This is a genomic window from Pectinatus frisingensis (assembly GCF_015732285.1).
GTDB lineage: Bacteria > Bacillota > Negativicutes > Selenomonadales > Selenomonadaceae > Pectinatus > Pectinatus frisingensis.
This window is the reverse complement of the sequence record NZ_WIQU01000016.1, coordinates 135632-147437: the sequence shown is the minus strand read 5'-3', so window position 1 is coordinate 147437 and position 11806 is coordinate 135632. Positions and strand designations below refer to the sequence as shown.

12 protein-coding genes are annotated in these 11806 nt (G+C 37.5%); 7 read left to right on the top strand and 5 right to left on the bottom strand.

Annotated elements, in window-relative coordinates; genetic code table 11:
- Window positions 1-287: 287 nt before the first annotated feature.
- A complete protein-coding gene (locus I6751_RS02630; RefSeq protein WP_182185438.1) occupies window positions 288-680 on the bottom strand; it encodes a MerR family transcriptional regulator in 393 nt (130 codons plus the stop codon).
- Between the two features lie 476 nt (window positions 681-1156).
- Between I6751_RS02630 and I6751_RS13995 the strand changes: the two genes are divergently transcribed.
- Window positions 1157-1285, top strand: a complete 129-nt coding sequence (locus tag I6751_RS13995) for a transposase (RefSeq protein WP_196590514.1) — start codon at window positions 1157-1159, stop codon at window positions 1283-1285.
- Between the two features lie 171 nt (window positions 1286-1456).
- Here the strand turns inward: I6751_RS13995 and I6751_RS02620 are convergent, their stop codons facing one another.
- From I6751_RS02620 to I6751_RS02610, 3 genes are all read right to left on the bottom strand, one after another.
- Entirely contained in the window at window positions 1457-2992 is a 1536-nt protein-coding gene (locus tag I6751_RS02620) for a DHA2 family efflux MFS transporter permease subunit (RefSeq protein ID WP_231037797.1), read from the bottom strand.
- Window positions 2993-3004: 12 nt separating this feature from the next.
- Window positions 3005-4063 (bottom strand): HlyD family secretion protein, encoded by a 1059-nt coding sequence (locus I6751_RS02615; protein WP_196590416.1) that lies wholly within the window; start codon window positions 4061-4063, stop codon window positions 3005-3007.
- Between the two features lie 68 nt (window positions 4064-4131).
- Window positions 4132-4602, bottom strand: a complete 471-nt coding sequence (locus I6751_RS02610) for a TetR/AcrR family transcriptional regulator (protein ID WP_462139395.1) — start codon at window positions 4600-4602, stop codon at window positions 4132-4134.
- Between the two features lie 458 nt (window positions 4603-5060).
- Between I6751_RS02610 and I6751_RS02605 the strand changes: the two genes are divergently transcribed.
- The 4 genes from I6751_RS02605 (at window position 5061) to I6751_RS02595 (ending at window position 7339) form a co-directional block, all read left to right on the top strand.
- Window positions 5061-6050, top strand: a complete 990-nt coding sequence (locus I6751_RS02605; protein ID WP_196590418.1) for a Gfo/Idh/MocA family protein — start codon at window positions 5061-5063, stop codon at window positions 6048-6050.
- 50 nt (window positions 6051-6100) lie between these two features.
- Window positions 6101-6268, top strand: a complete 168-nt coding sequence (locus tag I6751_RS14050) for a TetR-like C-terminal domain-containing protein (RefSeq protein ID WP_414153169.1) — start codon at window positions 6101-6103, stop codon at window positions 6266-6268.
- A gap of 1 nt (window position 6269) precedes the next feature.
- Window positions 6270-7046 (top strand): sulfite exporter TauE/SafE family protein, encoded by a 777-nt coding sequence (locus I6751_RS02600; RefSeq protein WP_196590419.1) that lies wholly within the window; start codon window positions 6270-6272, stop codon window positions 7044-7046.
- 134 nt (window positions 7047-7180) lie between these two features.
- Window positions 7181-7339 (top strand): hypothetical protein, encoded by a 159-nt coding sequence (locus I6751_RS02595; protein WP_196590420.1) that lies wholly within the window; start codon window positions 7181-7183, stop codon window positions 7337-7339.
- A gap of 255 nt (window positions 7340-7594) precedes the next feature.
- On the opposite strand, the gene I6751_RS02590 is transcribed toward I6751_RS02595, so the two are convergent.
- Window positions 7595-8221, bottom strand: coding sequence for a DJ-1/PfpI family protein (locus tag I6751_RS02590; protein ID WP_196590421.1), 627 nt, complete (start codon window positions 8219-8221; stop codon window positions 7595-7597).
- Between the two features lie 292 nt (window positions 8222-8513).
- Between I6751_RS02590 and I6751_RS02585 the strand changes: the two genes are divergently transcribed.
- On the top strand, window positions 8514-9077 hold the full coding sequence (locus I6751_RS02585; RefSeq protein ID WP_330998243.1) for a phosphatase PAP2 family protein: 564 nt from the start codon (window positions 8514-8516) through the stop codon (window positions 9075-9077).
- 864 nt (window positions 9078-9941) lie between these two features.
- Window positions 9942-11663 (top strand): methyl-accepting chemotaxis protein, encoded by a 1722-nt coding sequence (locus I6751_RS02580; RefSeq protein WP_196590423.1) that lies wholly within the window; start codon window positions 9942-9944, stop codon window positions 11661-11663.
- Window positions 11664-11806 lie beyond the last annotated feature (143 nt).

The following is an 11806-nucleotide window of genomic DNA, read 5'->3' as shown; positions in this document are numbered from 1 at the left end:
TACTGGAAACTATAAAGAAGTAGTAGAACAGGGAAAACAATTCAGGGTTTAGTATAAGACCAAATAAGAATTTTCTTCTTTCAATTACGCTAGTAATCTTATCGCAGTTTTTCTCTTCTTTTACAATTTTGTTGGCCCCATTCTGCTCTTAAAAGCCTGATCCTGGCAGCTTGTGCCGATCTCAAGCTTTTACTCGTTGCTTTAAGTAATTAGCTGTTTTCGTTTCTCGATCTTTCATTTTTATTTTATAAAGTCCATGGGTATTTCTAAATAATATACTGATCTTTTTATGAAATCATAGATGCGGATTTTTTCAATTTATCCGCAACTTTATTCATACTTTCATAATGTTCAATTTTGCAATTTAGACGCACCAGTGTCGCTTGCATCGCAGCAATACGTTCAACCAGTCGTTGCCTTTCCTCTATGAGTAAATGTTTACGTGCTTCATTGGTTTTAGGTCCTTCCTGGCAAAGATGTACATATTCTATCAACGTTTCGATTGGGAGCCCGGCATTTCTCATACATCGAATGAATTCTACCCAACCACAGCTGCTTTCATCATAGTCTCGGACTCCACTTGGTTTACGCGGTACTATTGGGATCAGTCCTACACGTTCATAATAACGCAACGTATCTTGTGTCATCCCATATTTTTCGCTTACTTCTGATATCGTCATTTTTAATTCTCCTCGTCTAAAAATATTTTCTCGCAATAAGTCTAATTTCTACGGCCATCATTCATTATTTTGACCAGAACACTGACATTGATCACAATCGATGTTTTTTTCATAAAGTCGACCTTTTTCGCAATACAAAAAAATTTTATACACATAAAGTTTACTACTTTGTGTTAACTCAAAGTCAATACTTTTTATCGTAAATATTTCTATTATTCATTTTATTTATTGATTCAGAGATTAATATCAATTTTTTTAATTTTTTATATTACTGTCATGAATAGCTGTTTCATGTTTAAACAATAGACTGAAGTAAAATTTTCATTATGTTCCTTTCACTATGTCCTAAATTATTATATTCATGTATACAGAACGGTAAAATAGTTTTCTGGAAAAAATCATAATCTTCTAAATCCTTTTAAACTGCCATTGATATGGTTCCCGCTAATTGAGATAACTAGAAAAAATTATAACATATAGAAAAATCTAACAGACAACTTGGAAGGGTCACCAAGTTCAGGACGATTTTCCCTTCAGATGATAGTCTCTTAAAAATGTTGTATTTAACTATAATGGACATTAGTAAAAAATGGACTGAATGGTGACAAGACTGATATCAAATAAGAGCGCAGCTAGATATCTATTTTGAAGAATACCTTTTAGAAAGAGATATTTAAAGGGTAGCACTTTCACAGCAATACCCTTAAATATATCACTATTGATTTATATTGGCTTTTAGCAAAATCGTCATTATTAACGTCAAAGCTGTATACACACTATTTTACCGGTTGCTTTTTCCCGGTAGGTAATGCCAAAGCTACGAAGGCGAGTGCCAAAAAGAGATAGCCAAGCAACCGGAAAGTGTCAATATAGGCTAAAATATCAGCCTGCAGCTGGAGACTCTGATACAATTTCATCATTGTTCCATATATAGCTGTATTGCTGTTTAATAAAGAAGGAAGGTGGATATTTTGAATTACAGCAGTGTATTGATTTAATCCTAATTTGTATCCTATGTGATCAAAGGTAAGATGTGAAGTCAAATATGCTTGTTCTATCTGCTGCCGATGGGCCAAGTAGCTGGTTATAAGGGAAATACCGAAACTGCCGCCAAGATTTTTCATCAATGAAACAATGGCAGACGCATTATTGCTTTCCTTAGTGGAAATATCACAAAATGCTACGGACAATGTCGGAACAAAAAGGAAGGGGGCGCCAAGAATCTGCAGTACCCTTACCAATATGAAATATGTTTTATCGCTTTGCAGGTTGATGCCTTCAGAAAATAACATGCTGCCAGCACTGACAAACATACCAAAAGCTATTAAATATTTGGGCTTGAAAATTTTTAATGACTTACCGACCACAGGCATCAGCAGCAACATGACGATTCCACCAGGAACCAAAATAAGTCCAGCTGTCGTTGCATCATAGCCAAAATAGTTTTGTACCAGCATAGGCAGCAACATTACGCTGACATTTACAAGTGTTCCGGTAAAAAACATCATAATACAGCCTATAGCAAAGCGCGGTATCTTGAAAAGCCGTACATTTACGATTGGATTCTTCTGGTGCAGCAACCATATGATGGTTGCACTTATACTAATAAGGAAAATAATAAATAATGCCGTGATTCCCGAGCTTGCAAACCAATCATACTGTTGGGCGTTATCTAGAGCAACCTGCAACGTACCAAGCCCGACAGCAAGCATGACAAAACCGATATAGTCGATGAGAGAACTGGTTGTTTCATGCTGGGAATCGGGAACCAGCTTTTTTACTAAAACAGTTGTTAATATACCAATAGGCACATTGATAAAAAATATCCACCGCCAACTGAGATTGTCAGTTATATATCCGCCCAAAGCCGGCCCTAAAATAGGTGCGCATACATTCACGATACCCACAATAGCAAAGGCGCTGCCAAGCTTTTGCGGTGGAAAGCTGTCTTTTATAATAGCCTGCTGGCTTGGCTGCAGTCCTCCGCCTGCTAGGCCTTGAATTAATCGAAAAAAAACTAATGCCGGCAATGAAGTGGCTATCCCGCACAAAAAAGAGGCAAGAGTGAATCCGGCTATGCAGACTATAAAATATTTTTTCCGGCCAAATTTTTCGGAGCACCAGCCGGAAATCGGCAGAATAACAGCGTTAGTTACCAGATAAGATGTCAGTATCCAAGTGCTTTCTTCCATACCGGCGCTTAAATCGCCGGCAATATGCGTAAGCGCTACATTGGTTACTGTTGTATCCAGAATTTCCATAAAGGCGGCTATACTGACGACAAGAGAAATAACTAAAGGTTTAGATTTCATATTTTTCATCCTCTAATTTATGTGGACAGTAGGTTCAACAGACATGCCAGGACCTAATAATGCCGCAGTGGAGTCAGAAAGCTGGTCAAGCAATATTTTTACAGGAACACGCTGTGTGGTTTTTACAAAATTTCCAGTAGCATTTTCTGCCGGAAATAATGAAAAATAAGAACCGGTACCTGCCTGAAAGCTGTCGACTTTACCAGTAAGCTTGAGATTAGGGTATGCATCTATCGAAATATCCACTTTATCACCGGGTTTCATTCCTTTTAGCTGGCTTTCCTTGAAATTTGCTGTAACCCATAAATCAAAGCTGACTAGTGAGCATAACTGTGTGCCGGCTTCTACGTAAGCTCCTTCATTGACGCTCTTTTTCGTTATGCGGCCATCTGTAGGAGCAGTTATTTTTGTATTCTGTAAATTAGTTTCTGCCTGGTCAAGCTCTACCTGTGCTTTTTCAACCTGAGCTTCGAGCTGCTTTGCTGTATCTTCAGCATTCGCAATTACATGCGAAGCAGAGCTTGCTGAACTTAAATCAGCCTGAGCCTGCTGTAACGATGCCCGTGTTGATTTTTCAGCGGCAACAGATTGATCATATTGTTCCTGCGAGCAAGCCCCGCTGTTTATCAGCATTTGCATGCGCTGCTCATCGGCGGCTTCCTTTTCCCAAGAAGCCTGTGCAGAATTAATCTTTTCCTGAGCTGATCGTATCTTCGCCGGAGCAGTAATCGATGTCGCTGCGGCGTTATCCTGGGCAGCAGCTAAAGCTGCTTTAGCCGCTGATAATGCCGCTTTGGCATTATTTACCTGAAGTTGGTAATCCTTAGGATCGATCTGCATAATGATATCACCGGCTTTAACAGTCTGATTGTCATTAATGTATATGGTTTTTATATATCCTGCTACTTTAGGCGATAGTACTACAGTCTGCCCGTCTATTGCGGCATCATCCGTAGAGACTGACTGTCCGCTGTAATGTATATACGCTGTTGCAGTACTTATGATTAAAATAACTGTGGCAATCGTTAAACATAAAGTTTTTTTATTAACATTTTTTATCCAGGTAATCATAAATAGTTTGTACTCCTTTAAAAAAAATTGCTCAATATTAAACGTATGTTCAATATTGAGCCAAAAAATTATTTGATCAAAGAATTTACACCATAAAAATATTGCTGCGTATAAAGCTGCATAATATTGGCAGCCCATTCTTCATCTTTATAATGTCTGGCAACTTCAAAAACACCTTCCATAAAATTATTGGCTAATATGTGATAAAATAACTCATCTATTTTTTGGCTTTTATGTATTTTAGCCTGCAGCTGCGTTTGTATATGCATTTTAGCGAATTGGATAAATTCTTCCTTAGTGTNCAGTTCCTTTTGAAAATGAAAAGAAGTATCATGGTCCTGACTGCTACCTGATACGCCTGGCTCTGATAATAGTAATTCTTGGACAGATAAATATATAGGATTAACGATAATATTGAACAGAGCCTCTTTGCTTTTATAATAAGTATAAATAAGCCCCACGGGAATACCTGAATTCTTCGCAATATTTCTTAAAGTAGCAGTCTTATAATCGTTATTATAAAATTCCTCAATTGCCATCTGGTATATTTTGTTTTTTATTTCTTCTTTTAATACCTGTGCCATATTTCTGCCATCCTCAAAATATCTATATTATATTGAACATACGTTCAATATAATATAAAGTAAAGCATTTGTCAAATATTACATATTTATAAAGCTATCGTTATTACGGACTTACCGCACCATCACAACATAACAGCACTATAACTAATTCTAGCTGGTATCGAATTCACGGAAATTGCACCTGATTGATATCGTGACTTTACAAATTTAAAAACTCCTATAATGGACAACACGTATATTGAATTGATTTCCATACCTACGGAGGTGCGGAACTATCAGATCACTGTGGCTGATACCGATGAAGGTGAAAGAATACAAAAGCAGATCAATTGAGCTGTACCATTGATGTTGTTGTATAAAAATGATATATTAAAGCCATCGTAATAATTTTTATTGGGGAGGAACAACTTGCAGTGAAAGATATAAACTGGGCTATTTTGGGAACAGGGGTAGTGTCCAACGAAATGGCAGCCGCTTTGAAAAATTCAGGAAAGAAAGTTTATGCTGTAGGGAATCGCACACATGAGAAAGCGGTTGCCTTCGCGGAAAAGTACGGCATAGAGAAAGTCTATGGCGATTATCATGAAATGTTCCATGATGGAAATGTGGATGTTATTTATATAACAACGCCACATAACACGCATATAGATTTCCTGCGCGAAGCGCTTGCTGCGGGAAAGCATGTTTTGTGCGAAAAATCGATTACACTGAACTCTGCGGAACTGCGTGAAGCGGTGGCACTAGCTGAAAAAAACAAGTCTGTACTGGGGGAGGCTATGACGATTTATCATATGCCTCTATATAAAAAACTGAGCCGAATGTACGGCGAGGGGCACTTCGGCAAGGTAAATCTCATTCAGCTAAATTTCGGCAGCTTTAAGGAATATAATATGAAAAATAGGTTCTTCAACAAAAATCTGGCTGGTGGTGCGATGCTGGATATCGGAGTATATGCTCTTTCACTAGCAAGACTATTTTTATCATCTAAACCGGACAATATCCTGACTCAGGTTAGTTATGCACCGACGGGAGTGGATGAGAAGACAGGCATACTTATGACGAACAAACAGGGAGAAATGACGGTGGTATCATTGTCTCTGCATTCCAAACAACCAAAGCGAGCAGTTATTTCTTGCGAAAAATGCTATATAGAAATAATGGAATATCCGCGGGCCTGCAAAGCTGTGCTTGTTGACGCGGCATCGGGCGAGAAGACCTTTATTGAGGAGGGCGACAGGCGGTGCGCCCTGCAATATGAGATGGAGGATATGGAAACGGCGATAAGAGGGAACAGGCAAATCATGCGGCTTAATGATACCGTTGATGTGATGGCAATGATGTCAGAAATACGCAATGAATGGCAGCTGTATTATCCGGAAGAAACAGACGGGGAAATAGTATAAAAGTTTATAAATAGTTTTGTATTTTTTGCCAGTTGCGGACATAAACTTGGATTGTCTATGTTACCAAACCAAGTTTATGTTTTCGAAGTGCGCTCCATGGATTCATTTCGCTGGAAGAGGTGGGTTTTTTTCAAGGTACCAAAGCAAATGTGGATAAAAGCTATAAGCAGCTTGTCACGCGTTTTCTTTCTACTTTGACCATTGAGGAGGAGTCATAATATGGCTTATTACATTGCTTTACCGATTGTTGGCTTTATTGTAGGTCTATTGATCATATCCCTGGGGGGGGGAGGTGGAGCCGTTTATGTGGGAATTTTGACCACGCTTTTCAATATCCCGCCCGCCATTGCTGCGACCACTTCGCTGGCAACCACGATACCGACGACCGCCGTTGGAACGTTCAGCCATTGGAAGGCAGGAAATGTGAACTTGCGTTTCGGGCTTACCATGCTGGTCAGTGGTGCTGTAGGCTCAATGTTGGGTTCTCTGTGTTCCGGTTTTTTACCGGAAAGCCTGTATAACAAAATCACCGGACTGATTCTTTTGCTTTTGGCCATTCAGATGCTTGTCTCTTACATAAAGAAAAAACGAAAACATGGCGATACGCAGAATGTCGATCCCATGAACAAAAAATCCAATACGATTAAGGCCGTATGCTTTGGTTTATTGGGAGGAATCATGTCTGGGCTGGTTGGCCTGAGCGGCGGAGGTCCCATTATCGCAGGACTGATGATTCTCGGTTGTCAGGCACTCGAAACAGTGGGCACATCAGTGCTTGTCCTTTTCGGAATCGCCGTGACCGGATTTCTTACGCACCTCGGCATTGGAACAATCGACTGGCAGCTCGTCGGGCTCCTAACGATCGGCACAGTCTGTGGTGCTTTTGTTGGTCCGTTTCTTCTCAAACGAATCAACAAACAAAAACTGGAAAAGGTTCTTCAGCCAGTTCTTTTCCTCATGATCGTGACCATGGGCAGTATGGAAATGTTCAAATAGCATCAGATCTCGCTAAACAGATTCTTGTGCAAATTCGGAGTATCGGTATTAGCCAAGTGATATTCACGCATTTTTTGACTCACGGGAGTGCAGACGTTTTCTTGCACTAGTCCGTATAGAGAAGCTGGCTGCGGTTGATCGTGTTTGATCCGGCTGATCTTGTGGCAGGGCTTTTTGCTGTTGTTGTGGCGGTAGTGGAATTTTTGTGCGCTGTTGAAACCAGTGCCGTCCCCATGATGGTCGTCACCATAAAAGGCGAAAGAAGTAACGTTGCTAATTTTGGGGGCTATTAATAATAGTCTACAGATAAGGTCTTTTATTAATCAAGCTGGGATAAAAGAGTCTCTTGGCTATTTAAGCCCGATGGAATATCGACAAAAATTAGGATTGATCGTATAACGATAATCCAACTTTTTGTCCGCACTCCCGTTTATAAATCCAAGCAAATGAACGGCAGCTATGGTAGTTTTCATGTTTAGTTTTTTAATAAGTTCTCGAATTCTTTTTCCCTTTTATATTAATAGTTTTTTAGCAGTATAGTACCAGTTTCAAGATTGAAAAGTACCTTGTTTATATAAATTATACCATTCATCAACTTTATTTTTTCCACCAAGCATATTTAAAGCAAGTAAAATTTCCCGGACGAATTCTAGCGGAGCAGTTCCATTAGCTGTAATTATATTATTATCATAAATAGCCTGCTTTTCTTTAAATAACCATTCACCATTATATTTTGGAGCTTTTTCTTTTAAGTGTGAAAGGGAATTGCCAGTATGTGAAATATTATCAAGATAGCCATTATCTGCCATGAATGTTGCACCATCACAAATTGCACCGACAAGTATTTTATTTTCTAAAAAATAATTGATAAATGTTGTTATTTTTTTACTAATCGATGAATTATATAATGACAAATCATATCCTTTTATTAAATGTTCTGTCCCCCAGCCTGTACCGCCTATTAATAGCAAGGCTGCACAGCTACCAAAATCTTCAAAAGTATCAATAGAATAATCTATGTTAGTGAAAAAATTGCCTTGCGAAATAACAGGTGCCTTACTTACTGAAATTGTGTGTACAGCGTATCCCTCATCCGGTTTGTTTAATTTTGCACTTGCAAAACCACTTTCCCAATCTGCATAACCATCTAGTATAAAAAACAAAATATTATTCATTATAGAATCCTTTCATAGCATAATAGTAATATAGTCAAACCTTTTGGCTGAACATTTTTTTTTCTGTATTTAACAATATCGAAAAGCTCGCACAATTTTTTACAACAAAATCCCCCCGGTATTATAATAGCTATCTATTATACCAGTTTATTGAATTCTGCCCATTTTTCACCATGCTTTATTATTAAAAATATAATATTTCTCAATTATCTAATACTTTCTCTACTGAATCAAATTTCTAAATTTATGCGCTATGTGTTATAATATATAAAATTTAATGACAAGAGGGCAAGTGATAATAGTGGGATGGCTCATAGCTTTAGATCATAATACAGTATTTTGGGTGCAAAATAATCTAGTCAACAGCATGATTACCCCTTTTATGAAAAATTTATCTTGGTTGGGAAATACAGGAAGGATATGGATCTTTTTAGGTGTCATCTTGTTATGTATAAGAAAATATCGGCGTACGGGAATAGCTGTTTTCATTGCCCTGCTTTTTAGCTTGATTATAGGTGATGATTTATTGAAACATACCGTTATGCGGTCAAGGCCTTGCATTGATTATCCATGGGTATCCTTACATTTACACATGCCCGCAACTAACAACTATTCATTTCCTTCCGCACATGCATTTTCATCTTTTGCAGCTGCATCCGCTATGATAAAAGGAATAAGAAGCCGCTGGGTTTTACTGACGATTGTACTGGCAAGTGGGATAGCATTTTCACGGGTATATCTTTTTATGCATTATCCAAGTGATGTGTTAGCTGGAGCCTTTTTGGGAATCGCATCGGGAGTGGCTGCGTGGTATCTGTCAGGAAAATTATTTCTGTGCCATAAAAAAGTTAATTAATTGGGGTTTCTGAATAATAGCATATTTGTAAGGTAATTGCTTCGATTTTCATGTCACATAATAAAGTTCACAAAAGAGAATAGGAAAAACCATCGATAACTCCGAAACGAGCAAGTAACCAAGCAAACCCAAAAGAAGTTGAAAACCGATGACCTACTCCCATTCTAACCTATCGTTGGAAAAAATGCCATTACAATTATCCGTATCACTAAAAGACTTAAAAATGAAGCTATAGTGGCCCCATAAAGTTAGACCAAACCGCAGTGGGATTTATTGCTACTGCGGTTTTTATTTCGAACAGTCAAAAAATACCCCCATAAGTTAGATTAATTCCAGGTCTAACTTATGGGGGTGAATAATTATTTAGCCAAATGTTATTTATTTTAAGATATGTTTAAAGCTTAAAAATAAGGCTGCCAGTGAAGTTTAAATCATCTTCATGCGATAAGCCCCTCGGATTAGTTTAACTAGTGATTAAAGATAGGAACCGTATGAATGAGAGATTCACATACGGTTATAATAGCTTACAGATGAAATTCGTATGGGCTACTCGATATTCATATCCAGCTTTTCAAGAACCCCGTGAACTATTCAAAGTGAAAACCACTAACTTTGCAGGGTAGCGGTAAAATCGGTAACTATTTGTAAAATTTGCCATTATTAAAAATGCCAAAACTAAATACATACTATTATTTATATTCTATTATGCATAAGCGATTTCCTTGTAATATTAATTTTTTTAATTAATATTACTTTCTTATCAATTCTGTTTTACTTTAAAGTACATATATTTTTTATCACTTCCCTGCAAAATTTGTTATTTTTATATATGCAAATATTTAAAAAATAATAGGAGTGGTTTTTTTGAATTTATTTAATAGGCTTAAAGTAGCCCAGAAACTGATTTTACTTATTTCAGTTTTACTTATTGCTATAGGATGCACAGGTATAGTCGGTTATTGTTTTTTATCGAAAATGCATAGTGACATGTATGTTATGTATCATGAGAAACTTTTGGCAGTAAAACTTTCTACCGAAAATAAAGCTGCAGCTCAAAAAATTGAAACCGATATACACGCACTAATGTTGACAAACGATAAAACTGAAAATGCAAATTTAATAAATGAAATTGAAGAACAAGACAAACTGTTCCAAGATAATATGACACAGTATGGACAGCTTCCGCTTGACGCCAAAGCCGCTGCAACCGTGAAAGAAATCAAAGCTGATTTACAGCAGTATCAAACCGTCCGTAAAAATGTGGTATCATTGGCCGCAGAAAATAAAAATGCCGATGCTTATGCGCTCTATAACAGCCAGGGAAAGGCTTTAGCTCAAAATTTTGCTAAGAATTTGAACAATTTAGCCACCGATACCGTTAACGATGCCAATAACGTGAATAAACAAAATAGACAGGATTTTATTAATGCTAATATAATATTTATAGCCATTATAATTTTATCACTTATCATAGGGGCTTTACTTGGCTGGCTCATTACCAAACAGATAAGTTCCCGTCTTAAAGGAATCGTAAGCTATTTGCAAATAATTGCCAAAGGAGATTTTTCAGCGAAAATATCTCAAGAATACATATTAGATAAAAGTGAATTTGGATATGTAGCCAAAGCTGTAAATGATATGTCCAACAATATTCGTTTATTGCTAACTGAGTCATTACATACAGTGGAACAACTTTCTGCTTCCTCTCAAGAATTAACTGCAAGCTCAGAACAATCAGCTCAAGCTTCCAATCAAGTTGCTGGCTCAATTACACATATTGCTCAAGTGGCGGAAACTCAACTTGTTCTGTCTAATAAGACCACAAACATTGTTCAGCAAATATCTGCAGCAATAGAACAAGTCACTGCTAATTCACAAACAATGGCTGAATCGGCAGAAAAAACCTTTGAAACAGCCAATACCGGAGAAAAAAATATTGATCATGCTGTGCATCAAATAAAAGTAATTGAAGAAAAAACCAATGATACTTTGGCTGTAATAAATGATTTAGAGGAAAAATCAAAACAAATCGGCCAAATTATTGATGTTATATCCAGTATATCCGGTCAAACAAACTTGCTTGCATTAAACGCCGCCATCGAAGCTGCAAGGGCCGGAGAAGCGGGAAAGGGTTTTGCTGTTGTCGCCGATGAGGTCAGAAAACTTGCGGAACAATCGCAAAATGCAACCACGCAAATAACTGATCTCATTAATGAAGTTCAGCAAAAAACTGTTAATGCCGTTAATTTTATGTCTGACAACAAAAAGCAAGTTGATACTGGAACTAGTGTTGTTACTGCCGCTGGTGACAGTTTTGGACAAATACTCATAATGATCCGTGATATGACTCATCAAATACGTGAAATCTCAGCGGCTATAGAAGAAGTAACCGGTCATACACAAAACGTTGTTGATTCTGTTCAGAATATAGATAAAGAAACTAAAAAAGCCTCAAATGAGGCGCAAAACATATCTGCTGCTGCCGAAGAACAATCAGCGTCCAGTGAGGAAATTGCTTCAGCCAGCCAAGGTTTGTCAAAATTGGCTGTTGCATTGCAGACTAATATAAACAAATTCAAAATTTAATTGCAATCAATTTTTAACGTTCATATATAGCAGATACTCCCAGGCAGCGTAGTAAGTATAGATGGAATGAGTGCCAGAAAATTTACCTGACATGAAGAAAAGTGTTATCAGTGCCTTAAGACACGTTTTCAGTATATTATTTC